Annotated in this window: 20 protein-coding genes; 6 read left to right on the plus strand and 14 right to left on the minus strand. The window is 68.2% G+C overall.

Annotated features, from left to right (window positions below):
- Window positions 1-8 precede the first annotated feature (8 nt).
- Entirely contained in the window at window positions 9-404 is a 396-nt protein-coding gene (locus ACSC1W_RS12265) for a DUF5788 family protein (protein ID WP_435347758.1), read from the minus strand.
- A gap of 102 nt (window positions 405-506) precedes the next feature.
- Between ACSC1W_RS12265 and ACSC1W_RS12270 the strand changes: the two genes are divergently transcribed.
- Window positions 507-1376 carry a DUF7351 domain-containing protein gene (locus tag ACSC1W_RS12270; protein WP_435347759.1) on the plus strand — a complete coding sequence of 290 codons (870 nt, stop codon included), beginning with the start codon at window positions 507-509 and terminating at the stop codon, window positions 1374-1376.
- Between the two features lie 243 nt (window positions 1377-1619).
- Here ACSC1W_RS12270 and ACSC1W_RS12275 read toward each other — a convergent pair whose 3' ends face one another.
- The 4 genes from ACSC1W_RS12275 to pepF form a co-directional block, all read right to left on the minus strand.
- A complete protein-coding gene (locus ACSC1W_RS12275) occupies window positions 1620-2015 on the minus strand; it encodes a DUF5811 family protein (protein WP_435347760.1) in 396 nt (131 codons plus the stop codon).
- Between the two features lie 119 nt (window positions 2016-2134).
- Entirely contained in the window at window positions 2135-2608 is a 474-nt protein-coding gene (locus ACSC1W_RS12280) for a pyruvoyl-dependent arginine decarboxylase (RefSeq protein ID WP_435347761.1), read from the minus strand.
- Between the two features lie 62 nt (window positions 2609-2670).
- Window positions 2671-3912, minus strand: coding sequence for a proteasome-activating nucleotidase Pan2 (pan2, locus tag ACSC1W_RS12285; protein ID WP_435347762.1), 1242 nt, complete (start codon window positions 3910-3912; stop codon window positions 2671-2673).
- A gap of 115 nt (window positions 3913-4027) precedes the next feature.
- Window positions 4028-5821 (minus strand): oligoendopeptidase F, encoded by a 1794-nt coding sequence (gene pepF / locus ACSC1W_RS12290; RefSeq protein ID WP_435347763.1) that lies wholly within the window; start codon window positions 5819-5821, stop codon window positions 4028-4030.
- Window positions 5822-5959: 138 nt separating this feature from the next.
- Between pepF and ACSC1W_RS12295 the strand changes: the two genes are divergently transcribed.
- Together ACSC1W_RS12295 and ACSC1W_RS12300 are read left to right on the plus strand one after the other, a co-directional pair.
- Window positions 5960-6136: a hypothetical protein gene (locus ACSC1W_RS12295; protein WP_435347764.1), complete on the plus strand. Its 177-nt coding sequence runs from the start codon at window positions 5960-5962 to the stop codon at window positions 6134-6136.
- A gap of 59 nt (window positions 6137-6195) precedes the next feature.
- Window positions 6196-7509 (plus strand): M28 family peptidase, encoded by a 1314-nt coding sequence (locus ACSC1W_RS12300; protein WP_435347765.1) that lies wholly within the window; start codon window positions 6196-6198, stop codon window positions 7507-7509.
- Window positions 7510-7518: 9 nt separating this feature from the next.
- On the opposite strand, the gene truA is transcribed toward ACSC1W_RS12300, so the two are convergent.
- A complete protein-coding gene (gene truA, locus ACSC1W_RS12305) occupies window positions 7519-8334 on the minus strand; it encodes a tRNA pseudouridine(38-40) synthase TruA (protein WP_435347766.1) in 816 nt (271 codons plus the stop codon).
- Between the two features lie 90 nt (window positions 8335-8424).
- Between truA and ACSC1W_RS12310 the strand changes: the two genes are divergently transcribed.
- Window positions 8425-8844: a hypothetical protein gene (locus ACSC1W_RS12310; protein ID WP_435347767.1), complete on the plus strand. Its 420-nt coding sequence runs from the start codon at window positions 8425-8427 to the stop codon at window positions 8842-8844.
- 21 nt (window positions 8845-8865) lie between these two features.
- On the opposite strand, the gene hisS is transcribed toward ACSC1W_RS12310, so the two are convergent.
- The 5 genes from hisS to ACSC1W_RS12335 form a co-directional block, all read right to left on the minus strand.
- On the minus strand, window positions 8866-10179 hold the full coding sequence (gene hisS, locus ACSC1W_RS12315; protein WP_435347768.1) for a histidine--tRNA ligase: 1314 nt from the start codon (window positions 10177-10179) through the stop codon (window positions 8866-8868).
- Window positions 10180-10251: 72 nt separating this feature from the next.
- Complete coding sequence (locus tag ACSC1W_RS12320; protein WP_435347769.1) at window positions 10252-10842, minus strand: DUF7411 family protein; 591 nt, start codon at window positions 10840-10842, stop codon at window positions 10252-10254.
- Window positions 10842-11189 (minus strand): DNA-binding protein, encoded by a 348-nt coding sequence (locus ACSC1W_RS12325; protein WP_435347770.1) that lies wholly within the window; start codon window positions 11187-11189, stop codon window positions 10842-10844. The genes ACSC1W_RS12320 and ACSC1W_RS12325 overlap by 1 nt, the downstream gene beginning before the upstream one ends.
- Window positions 11190-11245: 56 nt before the next feature.
- Window positions 11246-11701: a 30S ribosomal protein S19e gene (locus ACSC1W_RS12330; RefSeq protein ID WP_435347771.1), complete on the minus strand. Its 456-nt coding sequence runs from the start codon at window positions 11699-11701 to the stop codon at window positions 11246-11248.
- A 40-nt stretch (window positions 11702-11741) separates the two neighbouring features.
- Window positions 11742-12773 carry a lysylphosphatidylglycerol synthase transmembrane domain-containing protein gene (locus ACSC1W_RS12335; protein ID WP_435347772.1) on the minus strand — a complete coding sequence of 344 codons (1032 nt, stop codon included), beginning with the start codon at window positions 12771-12773 and terminating at the stop codon, window positions 11742-11744.
- A 104-nt stretch (window positions 12774-12877) separates the two neighbouring features.
- Between ACSC1W_RS12335 and thiL the strand changes: the two genes are divergently transcribed.
- The gene (gene thiL, locus ACSC1W_RS12340) at window positions 12878-13753 is read left to right on the plus strand and encodes a thiamine-phosphate kinase (RefSeq protein WP_435347773.1); all 876 of its coding nucleotides are present in this window, start codon (window positions 12878-12880) and stop codon (window positions 13751-13753) included.
- 4 nt (window positions 13754-13757) lie between these two features.
- On the opposite strand, the gene ACSC1W_RS12345 is transcribed toward thiL, so the two are convergent.
- The 3 genes from ACSC1W_RS12345 to ACSC1W_RS12355 form a co-directional block, all read right to left on the minus strand.
- Window positions 13758-14900 carry a site-2 protease family protein gene (locus ACSC1W_RS12345; RefSeq protein ID WP_435347774.1) on the minus strand — a complete coding sequence of 381 codons (1143 nt, stop codon included), beginning with the start codon at window positions 14898-14900 and terminating at the stop codon, window positions 13758-13760.
- A 255-nt stretch (window positions 14901-15155) separates the two neighbouring features.
- Window positions 15156-15407, minus strand: a complete 252-nt coding sequence (locus ACSC1W_RS12350) for a DUF7123 family protein (RefSeq protein ID WP_435347775.1) — start codon at window positions 15405-15407, stop codon at window positions 15156-15158.
- Window positions 15408-15691: 284 nt separating this feature from the next.
- Window positions 15692-16546, minus strand: a complete 855-nt coding sequence (locus ACSC1W_RS12355) for a molybdopterin synthase (protein ID WP_435347776.1) — start codon at window positions 16544-16546, stop codon at window positions 15692-15694.
- 111 nt (window positions 16547-16657) lie between these two features.
- Here ACSC1W_RS12355 and pyrH point away from each other — a divergent pair, with 111 nt between their 5' ends.
- On the plus strand, window positions 16658-17374 hold the full coding sequence (gene pyrH / locus ACSC1W_RS12360) for a UMP kinase (RefSeq protein WP_435347777.1): 717 nt from the start codon (window positions 16658-16660) through the stop codon (window positions 17372-17374).
- Window positions 17375-17546 lie beyond the last annotated feature (172 nt).

Raw genomic sequence — 17546 nt, forward strand, 5'->3', positions numbered from 1 at the left:
ACCGCGTCCTACCGAATCAGAGCGAGCAGTTCCCTCGCGTCCTCGAGTTTCTTCTGCCGTAGTTCCTCCTCGATACCGGGGGTGTCCAGTCCGTCGAGTGCGTTGAGCGCGCGGTCGATGCCGTGGATGCTCCGGACGAGTCGCTCCCCCTCCTCGTGCGAGATGTCCTCCCGGGCGACCCGCTGCTTCCGTTCGAGACGTTCCCGCCTGAGCTTCGTCTTCACGTCCTCGATGCGTTCGCGTTCGGCCTCCGGAATCGTATCGAGGCGCTTGCACTCGAACACGAACTCCTTCAGGTCCACCGTCGTCCCCTGGACGGTGAGCGTCTCGGGGACGTCTCCCCCGATGGTCCTGGACGGACGGTCGATGTCGCCGAGGAGTTCTCGTCGCTGGTGCTCGTCCATATCTGTTCCTTGCCCCGGGGCCGGGATATGCGTTCGGAGCAACGGATTACTCTACGAAGAGTGACAGCAACGTTTACGGGCCGACGGTCGTACCTCCGGACGATGACCGGCGGAGCGTCGAACCAGACCGACGTGTTCGACACGGTGAGCAACTCGACCCGGGTCGACATCCTCCACGCGCTGGCGAGGGCGTACGGGGAGACACCGACCGACCCGTACCTGGAGTACACCGACCTCCGGAAGGCCGTCGGCGTCCGCGACAACGGGAACTTCAACTACCACCTCGACCAGCTTGGCGACCTCGTCGTGAAACGGGACGACGGCTACACCCTCTCGCGCGTCGGGATGGAGGTGGTGTCGGCGGTCTCCTCCGGCGTCTTCGACGCCGACTGGACGTGGGGACCGGTCGACGCGCCCGGAGACTGCCTCTTCTGTGACGACGCCGTCCAGCTCCACTACGAGGACGGCGTGCTCTGGCTCTCGTGCGGGATGGACGAACACACCGTTGGGCTCTCGGTCCCGCCGAGCCTGCTCGAATCCCACCCCGAGGACGTCGTCGTCGAGCGAATCGCCTTCCTGGAGAACCGGTGGGGCGCCCTGACCCGACAGGGAATCTGCTCGGAGTGTCGGGGGTACGTCGAGGGAGAGATCGAGTTCGGCGGCGTCCAGCCCGACCACTACCACTACCACGGTCGCTGTCGGCGATGCGGGTTTCGCCACGGCATCCCGGTCGGACTGTACCTCCTCTCACATCCGGCGGTGACCACCTTCTACTACGACCACGGCGTCGACGTCCGGTCCACGCCGTTCTGGACGGTGGACGGTTGCACGCCCGGCGCTGAGACCGTGCTCTCGACGGACCCGCTCCGCCTGCGCGTCGAGTTCACTCAGGATGGGGACACGCTCTCTCTCACGCTGGACCGGGACGGGTCGGTCGTCTCCACCGACCGTTCGTCGGCCCCTGCCGAGTAGGCCGAGGGGCGCATCGATAGACTATCACAGGCTTACGTCGCCTCGCTGTGCCGTCGTCGACATGGCGATCGAACTCGTGGACTTCGAAGTCGGCGGAACGACGTACGACGCCCGCCTGAACACGCCCGAGGAGGGCGAGGCCGACGCGTGCGTCGTCGTCCTCCCCGGCGGCGGCCACGGTCCTTCGGTGACATCTTCGACCCGAACGCGGACGAACGCGGCGCGGTATCGGCGACGACCCTGTCAGCGCGCCGTCGGCGTCACAGAGTTCGAGATGGCCTGTTTCACCTGGAGCGCGGCGGACGCCGCCAGTCCGCGGGCGACCTCCGCCTGGTCCTCGGGTGCGATGAGCGACTCCTCGTCGAGGTCGTCGGCGTCGGGGGTGAACCCCGCGCTGATGGGGTTCCCCACGGGCGGTTGGACGGCGACGGTGGCCTGGGGACCGCTGATTCCCTGTGACACGTCACCGTCGACGACGTACTCGTCGGGGAGGAACTCCCGGGTCCGTGCCGCGATGTTCGCGACGTCGGCACGGAGCGCCCGCTTCTGTTCGGGCGTCAACTCCGGGATATCGGCCGAGGCGCGGTGCCCGGCTTGCGTACTGCCCGGGAGACCGGCGTAGGGAGTGTTTCCATTCATAAAAACTCGCTACGCTTGCTATGGACGGGTCGGCTAAAAGTCGTTCGGCTACGGCACCCGGTGCGCCGGGCGAGCGCCGGGTGGCCGGACGCGCCGGAACGACGAGGCCGCCACTGCTGTCAGAGGATGGGGTCGCCGTCTCCGTAGACCGCCAGGACGACGGCCGTGGTGTACGTCCCCGGTTCGACCGACGTGCTCTCTATGCAGACGTGGGTCTCGCCGAAGGACCAGTCGCGCAGGGCCTGACCGGCCGCCATGCCTCGCTGGATGCGCTCCTCGACCTCGTCCTCGTCGGACGCTTCGGCCGCCTCGTAGAACAGGCCCCCGTCGGGCGACTGCGACCACGCGAGACCGGCCGCGACGTGGCCCGGTTCGGTCGTCGTGGCACGGGCCTCGACCACGGTCAACCGGTCGCCGACGTCGCCGAGGTCCGGGGCGTTGCCGGCCATCTCCACGGTCGCGCCCCCGGGGATGACCGAGGAGACGGACACCAGGTTGTAGTTCTCGACGCCGGCCTCGGCCAGCGCCGCGTCGTACGAGGACAGTTCGGTCGGGCCGGTGGCGTGTCCCCAGACGATGCGTATCGGCTCCATACTGAATCGAGTCGACGCGCGAGAAAGGAAGTTGCGGTTTCGGAGTCGCCGGAGTCCGTCGCTCAGTAGTGGTAGGTCGCGTGGCCGGCCGACGGGACGAAGTCGCTCCCGTCGTCCGACTCTATCTTGTCGAGTGCCGCCTCGAAGTCCGCTTCGCGGACCTCGGTCCGGTCGTCCCGGATGGCGAACATGCCCGCCTCGGTGGTGATGCTCTCTATCTCGGCCCCGGAGTAGCCCTCTGTCAGGTCCGCCAGGTCCTCGAACGCCACGTCGTCGTCGACGTTCATGTGGCGGGTGTGTATCTCGAAGATGCGGACGCGGCCCTCGGCGCTGGGTTCGGGCACCTCGATGAGGCGGTCGAACCGGCCGGGGCGGAGGATGGCGCGGTCGAGCATGTCGAATCGGTTCGTCGCCGCGATGATGCGGATGTTGCCCCGGGCCTCGAAGCCGTCCATCTCGGAGAGCAGTTGCATCATCGTGCGCTGGACCTCGGCGTCGCCGGAGGTCTTGGACTCCGTTCGCGTCGCCGCGATGGCGTCGATCTCGTCGATGAAGATGATTGCGGGTTCGCGCTCGCTGGCGAGTTCGAACAGGTCGCGGACGAGCCTGGACCCCTCGCCGATGAACTTCCTGACGAGTTCGGACCCGGCCATCTTGATGAACGTCGCGTCGGTCTGGTTGGCGACGGCCTTCGCGAGCATCGTCTTCCCGGTGCCCGGCGGGCCGTGCAGCAGGACGCCCGACGGCGGGTCGATGCCCACGTCCTCGAACTTCTCGGGGTCGACCAGCGGTTCCTCGACCGCCTCCCGGACCTCCCGGACCTGCTCGTCGATGCCACCGATGTCGGCGTACTCGACCTCGGGACTGGCGTCGACCTCCATCGCCTGTGCCCGGGCGTCCGTCTCCTGGGCGAGGATGCTCTGGACCGAGAACGAGTCGTTGACGGCGACGCGGTCGCCGGCCTGCAGGTCCTCGGACATCCGCCTGGAGACGTCAGTGAGAACCTCCTGGTTGTTCCCGTGCTGTTTCACGACGGCTTCCTGTTCGACCTCGTCTATCTCTTCGACCGTCGCGATGTAGAGCGAAGACGTCTTCAGCGCCTCGTTCTGCCGTTCCGTCTTGTCGACCTCGTCCTTGAGTTCGTCGCGGCGTTCGTGGGCGGCCTCCAGTTGGCTAGAGAGTTTGTCGTGCACTTCGACCACGTCGGCGAAGTGCTCCCGTAACGCCGAGAGTCGCTCCTTCTCCGACATGTCCGGGTCGAGGTCTAACCGCGGACGGTCTGGCAACGAAGGACTCCGGGACATGAGTTATCGGTCGTATGCGATGGGCGTAAAATAGCCTTTGGGTTGGGGAGAGGCCTCGCGTCCGGAAGGTTGATAGGCCGTGGCCCGGCCTGTGTTCGGCGGCCCAGTTGGAGCGCTACAGGAGCGCCTCCATCTCGTCGAGGTACTCGTCGTAGGTGTCCAGTGCGGCCTGGATCGGGGCGGGGTCGCTCATGTCGACGCCGGCACCCTGCAGGAGTTCGAGGGGGTACTCGCGGGACCCCTTCGAGAGGAACTCCAGGTAGCGGTCCGCGGCCGTCTCGTCTGCGGGGTCGAGGATGTCCTGCGAGAGCGCGACGGCGGCGGAGATGCCGGTGGCGTACTGGTAGACGTAGAACGAGTAGTAGAAGTGCGGGATGCGCATCCACTCGCGGCTGATGTGCTCGTCGACCGTGGCGGGTTCGTAGAACTCGCGCTTCAGGTCGCCGTACACCTCGTCGAGTGCGTCGGGCGTGAGGGGCGTTCCGTCCTCGACCAGCGCGTGGGTCTGGTGCTCGAAGTCGGCGAACATCGTCTGGCGGTAGAGCGTCGACCGCACGCGTTCGAGGTACTCGTTGAGGACGTGACGGCGGAACTGCTCGTCCTCGACGGTGTCGAGCAGGTGCTGGGTGAGCAGCGTCTCGTTGACCGTCGAGGCCACCTCGGCCACGAATATCTCGTAGTCTGAGTAGACGTAGGGCTGTTCCTCCTTGGTGTACTGGCTGTGCATCGAGTGTCCCAGTTCGTGGGCCAGCGTGAACATCGAGGAGATGTCCTCCTGGTAGTTCATCAGGATGAACGGCTGGGTGTCGTAGGTCCCGCTGGAGTAGGCACCGGCGCGCTTGCCCTGGTTCTCGAAGACGTCGACCCACCGGGACTCGAGGCCCGCTGCGACGCGGGACTGGTACTCCTCCCCGAGTGCGCCGACCGCCTCGACGACGTACTCGCTGGCCTGCTCGTACGGGACGTCGGGGCTCTCCGTCTCCGTCATCGGCATGTACAGGTCCCACATCTCGACCTGGTCGACGCCGAGCGCCTCGCCCTTCAGTTCGGTGTGGCGGTGGAGCGTGTCGAGGTTGTCCCGGACCGTCGAGAGCAGGTTGTCGTACACCTCGACGGGGACGTTCGGTCCGTCGAGTGCGGCCTCCCGGGCGGTGTCGTAGTTGCGGGCGTGGGCGAGTTTCACGTCCGCCTTCACGGAGTTCTTGTACGCCGCCGCGACCGAGTTGCGCACGTCGGCCCACTCCTCGTAGAAACCCTCGTGGACGGTGCGTCGGAACTCGCGGTCGGGGTCTTTCAGCAGGTTCGTGAAGTTGCTCTGGGTTATCTCGACGGCGTCGCCGTCCTCGCGTTCGACGGTGGGGAACTCCATGTCGGCGTTGGCGAGCATGGTGTAGACCTCGCTGGTCCCGCCCGTGACCTCCGAGAGGTCGGCGAGCAGTTCCTCGACCTCGGCCGAGCGCGTGTGCGGTTTCACCCGGAGCACGTCGTCGAGGTAGTGCTGGTACTCCTCGAGTTCCGGCGTGGCGTCGACGAGGTCCTCTATCTCGGACCGGGTCGCCGACTGTATCTCGGGTTCGATGAACGAGGCCGCACTCGACGCGTCGGCCGAGAGCGACTGTGCCCGGGTGCTGTACCCCTGGTACGTCTGGTCGGTCGTGTCCTCGTCCGAGCGCATCCGGGCGTAGGCGAAGACCGTCGCCACGTCCCGCATGATCTCGTCCCGCAGTCGCAGTACCGACAGCAGCGTCTCGCCGTCCTCGACGACCTGCCCCTCGTAGTGCTGCAGGTCGTCGAGTCGCTCCGACACCGCCTCGTACGCCTCCTCCCACTCCTCGTCCGTCGCGTAGATAGATTCGAGGTCCCACTTGTACTCCGCATCGACCTCGGACCGTTCGGGGACTGAACTCATGGAGGGCGCTTCGAATCGAAACGAGGTAAGCGTTGTCAAGTATCCTGCGCGCCGTCGCCGGAGAACGGCCCGCCGAAACGGTGGTGGTCGCTCTCCGAGACCGAACCCATTATATTGGGGAAACTGTGAAATACTGCTATGGTTCCACTTCAATACCTCGGTGCACCCTCCTTCGGCACACTGGTGCTCGCAGTCGTCGTCCCCTTCCTCGTCGTCCTGTTCGGGACCTACCTGGGCGTCCTCGGGGCGCTCCAGTCGTTCTTCGACGCGTCGTCGTGGAAGGAGGCGGTCGACACCGAGGACTCGGACGCGTAATCCGCGACCGTCCCGGGCCGTCCAAACAGGTTTCCCACCAGCGACCGGACCGTCAGCACATGGCAGGTGTCGATACGGTGCTCGGCCGACTCTGGCGGGACGACGAACCGTGGGACGTGCTGACCTCGCTCTGCGAACTGGACGACCGTCTCGCGGGTCACCACGGCGAGGCACGCGCCGCCGACCTCGTGGCGGCCACGTTCGAGACCGCCGGGGTCGCCGACGTGACAGAACGCACCGTCCCGATGACGCGCTGGACGCGTGGCCGGACCGACTTCGGCGTCGTCGACCCGGTCGCCCGGTCGTTCGAGGCCGTCGCACTCCCGTACTCGCCGTCGGGCGACGTACGTGCGCCGCTGGTCGACGTGGGGTACGGCACGCCCGAGGAGATAGACGAGGCCGACCTCGACGGCGCGGTGGCGGTCGCCAGCACCGACACGCCACCCGACCAGCGGTTCGTCCACCGGATGGAGAAGTACGGTCACGCCGTCGAGGCCGGTGCGGTCGCGTTCGTCTTCGCCAACCACGTGCCGGGGCAGTTACCGCCGACGGGGGCCCTCCGGTTCGACGAGGACGGCGCCGTCCCCGGCGTCGGCGTCGCTCACGAGACGGGCGAGTGGCTCCGCGAGTACGCCGCCCGGGACGGGACCGTTCGACTCGCAGTCGACGCGACGACCGACGACGGCGAGACGACCGTCGTCCACGGGACGCTCGGCCCCGACACCGACGAGGAGGTGGTCGTGCTGGCCCACCTCGACGCACACGACGTCGGCGAGGGCGCGCTCGACAACGGCTGTGGCGTGGCCGTCGTCGTCGCCCTCGCCCGGGCGCTCGCCGACCTCGAACTCGGCCGTCGCGTCCGGGTCGCCGCCGTCGGCGGCGAGGAGGTCGGCCTGCTCGGGAGTACCGCCCTCGCCGAGGACCTCGACACCGGCCGGGTCGGGGCCGTCGTCAACGTCGACGGGGCCGGACGACACCGCGACCTCGTCGCGTACACGCACGGGCACGAGGGGCTCGAATCCCACGTGACGGCCCTCGCCGACGACAGCGACCACCCGGTGTCCGTCCGCCCCGACCCGCACCCGTGGAGCGACCACTGGCCGTTCCTGAAGGCCGGTGTCCCGGCGATACAGTTGCACTCGGACGGCGGCGAACGCGGTCGGGGCGTCACCCACACACGGGCCGACACCCGCGACAAGGCCGACCCCAGGACGATACGCGAGCACGCCATGCTCGCCTGCCTGCTCGTCCGCCGACTGACCACCCCGGACGTCGACCTCGACCGGGTCTCGCGGACGGACCTGCTCGACGGCCTCCGCGACCAGGAGTACGAGTCGGGGATGCGCGCCGCCGGCGTCTGGCCGGACGTCTGAGCCGACACCCTACCCGACCCGGTCGGCCACCGTCCGGCAGACCCGACCCCTGGTCGACGCCTCGACGGCCCGGTCGCCGAACACCTCGCGAACCGACTCGACGGCGCGGTCGTCCGGGACGAACGTCACGCCCGGGTAGACCGCGTCGACGAACACGAGTCCGCCTGGCGGTGCCGGCGGGGGAATCTCGTGGTCGTCGAGCGACCCCGGCGAGCACGCCCGGTCGACGCGTTCGACCGGGACCGACCCCGTCGCGACCGCCCGGACCAAGGTGACGAGTCGGCGGACGAGTTCCCAGAGGAAGCCCTCGGCACGGACGGACATCACGAGGAAGTCGCCGTCGCGCTCGACCGTCGCCGACGAGAGGCGTCGTCGCGTCGACCCGTCCGTCGCGGCGGTCAGGTCCGCGAAGTCGTGCGTCCCGACCAGTCTGTCGGCGGCCGCCCGTGCAAGGTCGAGGTCCGCCCCGGGCGCGTACAGGTGGTACTCGTACGCCCGACTCTCGGCGTCGTGGGTCGCGTGGAACCCGTCGGGCACGTCGGCGCTCGCCCAGACGCGCACGTCCGCCGACAGCAGACCGCTGAACGCCCGTGGGGTGAGCCACCCGGGTGCGTCGAACGCGACGGTCTGGGCCAGCGCGAAGACGCCAGCGTCGGTCCGACCGGCGGCGGCGTACCCCGCCGGTTTGCTCGCCCCCAGGTCCAGCACGTCGGCGTCCCGGAGCGCGTCGAACAGCGCGTCCTCGACGGTGGGCACGTCCGGCTGGCGCTGGAACCCGTGGAACGGCCGACCGTCGTAGGCGACGCGGTACGCACGCTTCGGCATCTATCTGGTGTCCGTCGCGGCGGGAGTTAACCCTGTGGCTCCGGGGCGACCGGGCGACAGGATTAGGACCCTGCGCGAAGACGTGCGGCCATGGAGACGTTCACTGGCGAGCAGGTCGCCGAGGCCATCGGCACGGACCTCGCCGCGCGACTCGGGGTCGACGAGGGCGAGTTCACCGCCGACGAGGTGGCGGCCATCACCGACGTGCTCGGCGAGAGCGCGGCGCTGGCCGAGTCCGTCGCCGAAGGGGACGCCGACCTCGCCACCCTGTTCACGCCGTCGTTCGTCGACGCGTACACCGACTTCCCCGACTACGAGTCGTTCCTCGACGCGAGTCCGTGGACCGCGGGGGACGTCGCCGGCGCGTTCTCGGGGGCGACCGGGACCGGCGAGAACCCCGCCGCGACGGACAGCACCTTCCTCGACCGGACGACCGAGTTCTCGACGCCCGGGGCGATGGTGCAGGCGGCCATCATCGACCGGACGCGACGGGAGATAGAGACGGCGTAGGCGGGCCGGGTCGGGTCGACGCTACTCGGCGAAGTCGCCGTAGGTGGGCCGGGCGTGCTCGCCCGGGAACGCGTCGACGGGCGCCGTGGTCTGGTCGCCGGATTCCATGTCCTTGACCGTCACCTCGTCGTTCGCGAGGTCCTGCTCGCCGACGATGACGACCGTCTCGGCGTTGATGGAGTCGGCGTAGTTCATCTGTGCGCCGAAACTCCGGTCCGAGACGTCGCTCTCGACCACGTGCCCCTTCTCGCGAAGGTCGCGGGCGATGCGGGCCGCGACGGACCGGGTATCGCCGACCGTCAGGACGTAGTAGTCGGTCGAGAGGGCCTCCTCGGGCCAGACGCCGGCGCGCTGGAGCAGGAGGGGGAGCGTCGAGTTCATCACGCCGGGGGCGACGCCGACCGCGGGCGTCGACTGCCCACCGAAGGACTCGATGAGGTCGTCGTAGCGCCCGCCGCCGAAGACGGCCCGCGAGACCTCGCCCGTGGAGTCGAAGCACTCGAAGACGACGCCCGTGTAGTAGTCGAAGCCACGAGCGGTCGTCAGCGAGACGTCGCAGAACTCCCGGACGCCGAAGTCATCGGTCGCAGCGAGGACGTCCTGCAGGTTCGTGACCGCGTCGTGGACCGCCTCGCTGTCGGACCACTCGACGACCGCAGACAGGTCCTCGTCGCCGGCGAGCAGGACGTCGTCGAACTCCCGCGCCTGGTCGTAGGAGAGGCCCGTCTCGTACAGCAGGTCGAAGTACTCGGTCTCGTCGACCTTCGCGCGCTTGTCGACGGCGCGGATGGCGTCTCTCGTGTCCACGTCAGCGTCGAACTCCCGGAGCAGGCCGCCGAGGACGTCGCGGTGGGAGACGCGGAACTCGAAGTCGTCGCCGTCGAGGCCGAGGCCGGTGAGCATGTCCGCGCCGAAGGCGAGGACCTCCGCGTCGGCCTCGGGTTCCGAGGAGCCGAAGATGTCGACGTTGGTCTGGTAGAACTCGCGGAACCGGCCCTGCTGGACCTGCTCGTAGCGCCAGAACGGCCGCGTCGAGAACCACTTGATGGGCTTCGAGAGTTCCTGTTGCTTCGCGACGACCATCCGCGCGACCGTCGGCGTCAGTTCCGGGGTGAGCGCGACCTCGCGGCCGCCCTTGTCCTCGAAGGTGTAGAGCTCCTCGACGATCTCCTCGCCGGACTTGTCCACGTACATCTGGGTCCGTTCGAGCGCCGGCGTGGCGATCTCGCGGAAGCCGTATCGGCGTGCCGTGTCCTCGATGGTGTCGATGACCGCCCTGTAGGCGCTCATCTCCGCCGGGTAGAAGTCACGGAACCCCTTGAGTCCCTCGTACATACGCCGCGGTTGGGTGAGGGCGCGCTTGAAAGCTTCCATCGGTGACCGTCGTCGCCGGGGGTGTGAGGACGGTCAGTCCGTGCCCGTCACGTACGTCTGGTCGTGGTCCGGGAACACCTCGGGGACGGCCTCGGGACCCTCCCGCTGTGCGAGGATGGCCCTGAGTTCGGCCTCGTAGTCGGCACGCTGTATCTCCTCGCTCGGGCCGACGGTGACCGAGAGTTCCGCGTCGACCAGCCTGTCGACCGCCCGGCGACCGAACCCCGACAGCGGCGCGACGTAGTCGATGCCGTGTCTGTCCTCCAGGCTCTGGGCCTGCGCCCGGGAGACGGTCGGAACCCGGTCGTCACGGCGGGTGCCGTCGGCGATGGTGTCGACGTCGCGCTCGGCGAGCCGTTCGAGCGCGTGTTCGTGGACCATCTGGATGCCGTTCCGGGGGAACCCGTCGGCGACCATCCGGTCGACGGCGTCCTCTGCCACGTCGCGGTCAAGTTCGATGCGTTCGAACGGGAACCCGACCGACGTCGCCGCGTCGCGTGCGTGTTTCCAGTCGTCGGTGACGCCGAAGTGCCCGGTGACGAGCGTCACGTCGTAGAACGTGTCACACAGCAGCGCCGCGAGCGTCGAGTCCTTGCCGCCGCTGTAGAGCAGCGCCAGTCGCATCAGCGACGACGGATGTCGAAGCTCTGGGAATCGGGCTTGAGTTCGCGCAGGAGCTCTTTCATCTTCTCTTCGTCTATCTTCCCCTGGATGCGACCCGACCGTGCAAGCGCGACTATCTGCTGTTCGACCTGGTCCGCGAAGTCGGGTTTCGACATCCGGACCGAGTTGAGACGTTTGCGAGCGCCGTCGGTGAGGTACTGCCGGAGCAGTGCCTGTTTCTGGGCCTCGGCCTGCTCGCGCATGGCCTCCTGTGCCTCGGCGTCCTCCTGACCCTGCTGTTCGCGCAGCTGTTCCATCTTCTTCTCTCGAAGTCGTTCGAGTTCGTCGTCGTCGGGACTGCCGCTCATACGCGACGTTTATCGGTTCTGGAGGAAAATCGTTTCGACTGCCCCTGTCGGTTCGGTCAGGCGTAGCGCTCGAGGTCCGGTCGGTCGAGTTCGCTCATCACGGCGTCGGCGGTGTTGTCGAGGAGGCTGCGACCCTCGGGGGTGATGCGGCGACCCTCGCCCTCGGCGGTCGTGACGAGACCTTCCTCCTCGAGCTGCTGGAGGGCGACGCGGATTATCTTCTTCGAGCCGTTGGCCCGGTGGGCGGTGGCGACGCGGTAGCGGGTGGACCCGTCCTTGGAACCGCCGTACTCGGTGGAGAGACGGTCGATGCCGATGGGGCCGTTGTCGGCGACCTTGCGGAGGAGGGAGGCGGAGCGGATGGCCCAGAAGTTCTCCTGCTCGGGCGGGAGCTCTCGGTCGGAGCCGGTCTTCGTGTACTCGAGCCAGTCGGGCTGGTCGAGTCGGTCCTCGAGTTCGTCGGCGACCGCCTCGATGAGGGCGTTCGCCGGCACGTCGTACATCGTCGTCATTGCACCTTGGTTCCCTCGCGCAGGTTAAAAGGCCATCGTCTTACTCCCGTTCGGCGGCCCCGAGCGCCGTCGTCGCTCCGCCACCGAGGAAGACGGGGAACCAGTACGTCGCGAACCGGTGGAGGAGGATGACGGCGCTGATGGTCGCCGCCCCGACGCCGGTCACCGTCGGGAGTATCATCAGCAGGACCGTCTCGATGCCGCCGAGGCCGCCGGGGAGCGGCGTGACGCTGGCGACGGTTCCGAGGGGGACGGCGAGCATGGCGGCGACGAAGAGGTCGTCGCCCCGGACGCCGAGGGCCAGCAGCGACAGCCAGAGGCAGATGACCAGCATCAGCCAGCCGATGGTCGAGAACGAGAGCGTCACCGCTATCGACCGGCGGTCGTAGGCGACGCGCTCGATGGTGGTAAAGAAGTTCTCGATGCGGTGGCGGATGGCGTCGGGACGCGGCGGTTTGACGCGTGGGACGTACCGGTCGACCGCGTCGACGACGTGCGTGACCACGCCGAGGAGGCGCTCCTCTATCTGGTACCGGGCACGCCACGCGAACGTCCCAGCGACGACGACCAGCACCACCAGGACGGCGAGCACGCTGGCTGCGTCGACGAGCCTGTCGGTCAGCGTGACCGTCACCGCGTAGTAGCTGACGGCGACGAACGCCAGTCCCACCGACGGGACGAAGTTGATGGCGTCGACGCTCGCGATGGCGGCCAGGCCCGTCTCGTACTCGCTGTCCGAGACCCGGGCGATGAGCAACGCGCTGATCGGTTCGCCGCCGGCCTGCCCGAACGGGGTGATGTTGTTGACGAACGTCGCCGCGGCGTAGACGAGAAACGCCGTCCGTATCGACAGCGAGATACCCAGGGTGTCGAGGACCGACCGCAGGGCCAGTGCCCAGAACAGCAACCAGAGGACCGCGACGAACAGGAGCGGGAAGACGAACCGCAGGTCGGCGGTCCCGAGCTGTTCGATGACCGCGTCGACACCGACGAACCACAGGAGGACGGCCAGTACGAGTGCCGCGCCGAGGAAGCCCGCCGCGATGGCGCGTACGTCCCAGTCTCCGGCCATGGACGTCACATCACCCCTCCCCCGCTTCAACCCACCGACTCGACGGTGCCGAACTCGTACGGGGACCGCGTGGCTTTTGACCGTCCCGGCGAAACACGGCCCGTATGGACGAACGGGCGGCGCTCTCGGTGCTCGACGGCGTGGTCGGTCACGCCGGTGACGACGCGGCCATCGTCGACGGCCTGGTCGTCACGACCGACATGCTCCACGAGCGAACCGACTTCCCCGCCGGGACGACACGCTACACTGCGGGGTGGCGGGCCGTCGGCGCGTCGCTCTCGGACGTCGCGGCGATGGGCGCAGCGGCCACCGCCGCCGTCGCCGCCTACGCCGCACCGACCTTCGAGGAGGACGAACTCCTGGCCTTCGTCGGAGGCGCACTGGACGTCTGCGACCGCGTCGGCGCCGAGTACGTCGGCGGCGACCTCGACACCCACCAGGAGTTCACCGTCTCGACGACGGCGCTCGGCCGGACCGACGACCCCGTCACCCGGACGGGTGCGAGGCCGGGCGATCGGGTCTGCGTCACCGGGTCGCTCGGCCGAAGTGGTGCCGCCCTCCGGTTGTTCGAGGATGGGGACGTCGGCCGGGCGAACGACCTGTTCCAGTTCGAACCGCGCGTCGCCGCCGGGCGTGCCCTCGCCCCCTACGCCTCGGCCATGATGGACTCCAGCGACGGACTGGCACGGTCGCTCCACCAGTTGGCCGAGGCCAGCGGGTGCGGGTTCGCCGTCGAGGGCGACGCCGTGCCCGTCGACGATGCAGTCCACGACGTCGCCGACGACGCGGCGACGGTCCGTGACCTCGGCTGGTACTTCGGCGAGGACTTCGAACTGGTCTGTACCGTACCCGAGCGCGACGTCCCGGCAGCGCGGTCGGCCTGTCCGGTGCCCCTGTCGGTCGTCGGACGCGTGACGGAGTCGGGCGTAACCGTCGACGGCGAGGAGATGCCGGACCGCGGGTTCACGCACGGACAGTAGCGGGTCAGTTCACGATGGCGACGGGGACGGCCATGAAACAGAGCAGGCCGAGCGCGAACGTGAGCACGCCGACCAGCATGCGACCGGGTCCGAGTCCCTCGTCGTCCTGCACCGGCGTCGCCGACCCGGCGGCCGCGACGAACGCGGCGAGGCCGCCCCAGAAGACCCAGATGAACACGGAGTCCCAGGGGTACTGGTCGACGAAGTGGAGGTAGGCGGCGAGCGAGAACAGCCCCACCGGCACCAGGGTCGCGAGCGCCTCCTGCTGTTCGCCCAGCATCGCCCGGACGATGTGTCCACCGTCGAGTTGCCCGACTGGGATGAGGTTGAGCAGGGTGACGAAACAGCCAGCCCACCCGCCGATGACGACGGGGTGGACGTTCACCGTCGGGTCGGCGTAGGAGAGTTGCTGGCCGGTCACCGCCGCGAGGAACTCGATGAGCGGCGGGAAGCTCAACTGGATGACGACGGCGTTCTCGCTGCCGACGAACCCCGCCGGTGCGACCACCGGTGGCTGGTACAGTCCGACGACGGTGACGATGACGGTGGCGACCAGTCCCGCGAGGGGGCCCGCCGCGCCGATGTCGAACAGGGCCTTCCGGTCGGGCATCCGACCGCGCATCCTGATGACCGCGCCCATCGTCCCGATGAGCGTCGGGAACGGCAGGAAGTAGGGGAGCGAGGCGTCGACGTCGTGGTAGCGACTCATCGCGTAGTGGCCGAGTTCGTGCGTCCCGAGGACGAACAGGATGGCCGCGGAGAACGGCCAGGCCTTCGTGACGGCGAGTACCGGGTTCGCGACGGGGTCGACGAAGAACCACTGCGCGCCGACGTACATCGTCGAGACGACGGTGGCGAGGAACAGCAGGACGTTCTTCCATGGGAAGCCGTCGGGCCCGGGGCTGGTCGGTTCCGCGACGATGACGTACCGGCCCGCGGTGGTGGTCAACTGCGCCTCGTAGCCGGCCTCGTGGAACGCCCCCCAGAGGTTCCGCATCGTCAGCTCCGGCGTCCGGAGCGGCGTCCCGTAGTAGTACAGCGTGTCGCCGTCGCGGCGGACGTCCTCGACGTAGAACTCGTCGCTGAACGCCGAGAGCGAGGGACCGACGTCTGGGTCGTCCGCTGCCGGCGACTCGTCGGCGGCCATGTGACTCCTCGTAAGGCGCGCCATCGTAAAAACCCACGGCGACCGTGCTGGCCGAACGTCGATGCGGAAACCCTGCGAGAACGTCGACGGTGGCAGGACGTCGTGGACGACGTCGGGCCATCGGTCGGGGGTGACGTCGGCCGGTGCGGGGACGTGACCGGCCGCGTGTGGGGCAGGGTTCGTGGTGTGGGATTCGCCGGGCGCCGTGTGCCGGGTGTGGTGTGGTGTCGTGTGGTGTGGGACGGTGTCGTCTGTTCAGAGAGTCTCGACGCGCCACGTGGTCGCGCTCGTGTACGACCACTTCTCGATCTCGATGTCCGTCGCGGAGTCCTTCAGCTTGACCATGAGTGCGCCGATCTCCTTGGGGGACAGGCCGACGTCCTCGGCGATGAACTTCGACTTGAAGTACATCTCACCGTCGGAGGCCTTCTCGCGCAGGTACTCCTGTAGTCGCGTCTCTTTGTTTGCAGGCTCGCTTTCAGTGGAGGGGTTCTGTGTAGCGCTCATTTTGTCTCGCCTCGTTGAGACCAAGCATCCGGGATATGTTATAAAGACGAGTTGCTTCGGGCTGTTTTGCAACGTTTCGAGTGAAATCGGAGTTGTTCGACCTTTCACGCCGTTTTCGGAACCATTAACCGATGGCTCAGATTCCGTTAGACGTTTTATAGACGCCGCTAACTCTTTCGAACCACCTGTCGCCGGGCGCAGGTCAGAAAACCTATTTCGAGCCGGGTCGCAGAAAAATTATCCCGAAACGGGGTGTCGAACTCTCAGTTCGGGGTGACGAACGGTCAGTGCGCGTCCGTCTCTCGCTCGTGAACCCAGAACTCCTCACCCGTCGTCGCCTCCTTCTTGAAGATGGGAACTTCGTCCTTGAGGCGGTCGATGCCGTCCGAGACCGTCCCGAACGCCTCGGCCCGGTGGCCGGCGAGGACGACGACGAACACGATGTCCTCGCCCGCCCTGACGACGCCGGTCCGGTGGTGTAGCAGCACCTCGTAGACGCCGTCGCGGGCGGTCAGTTCCTCACGAATGGTCGCCATCCGGTCCGCGGCCACGGCCTCGTACGTCTCGAACTCCAGGTGCGTCGTCCGCTCGTCGTCCTCGTGTTCCCTGGCGCGGACCCGGCCGGTGAACGTCGCGATGGCCCCCGCCATGTCGGCGTCGGGCGACGCCTTGGCCCGTTCCACCAGCGATTCCAGGGTCTCGTGTGGCTGACGGTCCAGCAGGTCCTCGTGGACCGCAGCCACGTCGACGTCCGCCGCCTCGTCCGCCCGTCCGAGGACTGGACCGGCGTAGTCGACGTCGCCGAGGACGACGCCGGGGACCGTCGCGTCGTCGACGCCGTCGAGGACGCAGTAGTCGTTGTCCGGGGCGAGGTCGTCGAGCGCGTCGGCGACGGTCCCGCTGCGACCCGTGCCGACCCAGCCCTCGTCGCCGAACTCGTAGGCCGCGTTCGCCCCGGCCTCGCGGTACCGAGAGAGCGTCGGTGGCGTCGCGACGTCGGTGCTGGTCGCGTCCCCGGGCGTGGCTGCCTCGCTGGTCACGACCGCGACGGTTCCGTGGGCCGACAGTGCATCGACGACCCGGTCGACGAGCGCCGACCGTCCCTCGTCGGGTCGGCCGACGACGGCGAGTACGTGCATACCGGTACGTCCACCGGGAGTCGCTTGTAGGTGTCGCCCACACCGGCGCGTGGCGGGGTCCAGACACCCACTTGGCAACCCTTAAGAGACGCAATCGGCTACTGGGCGGTAATGAAAGTAGTCGTCTCGGTCGGCGGCAGCGTCCTCGCGCCGGAACTCGACGCCGGACGAGTGGCCGCGTACGCGGACGTCGTCAACGAACTCGTCGCGGACGGGTGTCAGGTCGCCGCCGTCGTCGGCGGTGGCGGCGTCGCCCGCGACTACATCGGGACCGCACGGGAACTCGGTGCGAACGAGATCGAACTCGACCAGCTGGGCATCGACGTGACCCGTGTGAACGCCCGCCTGCTCATCGCCGCACTCGGCGAGAACGTCGTCACCGCACCCGCGAAGGACTACGAGGCCGCGGGCGAGGTCATGCGGAACGGCGCCGTCTGCGTCATGGGCGGCGTCGCCCCGGCACAGACCACCGACGCCGTGAGCGCTGCGCTGGCGGAGTACGTCGGCGCGGACCTGCTCGTCTACGCCACCTCCGTCCCCGGCGTCTTCTCGGCCGACCCCGCCGAGGACCCGGACGCGGAGAAGTACGAGGAACTCACCGCCGACGAACTCGTCGAGGTCATCGCCGGCCTGGAGATGAACGCCGGGTCCTCGGCACCGGTCGACCTGCTCGCCGCGAAGGTCATCCAGCGCTCGGGGATGCGGACCATCGTCCTCGACGGCAACGAACCCGAGCGCGTCCTCTCGGCGGTCCGTCACGGCGACCACGACGGGACCGACGTCATCCCCGAGGGTACGGGCGACAAACTCACGTACTGGGCCGAGTAGGACACGTTCTCGTTCCTGCTACCCACCGAGAAGCGGTCTTCTGGCTGACCGACGTCTACGGGCCGTCCGTCGCGTGCATCTCCGTGTCCGCAGCCTCGATGGTTGACAACCCTTAAGCCCGCAACCGGGGTACGCACAGCCATGCAACCGACACGTCCCGACTCGACGCGGA

Source organism: Haloarchaeobius marinus (assembly GCF_051207415.1).
Taxonomy (GTDB): Archaea; Halobacteriota; Halobacteria; order Halobacteriales; family Natrialbaceae; genus Haloarchaeobius.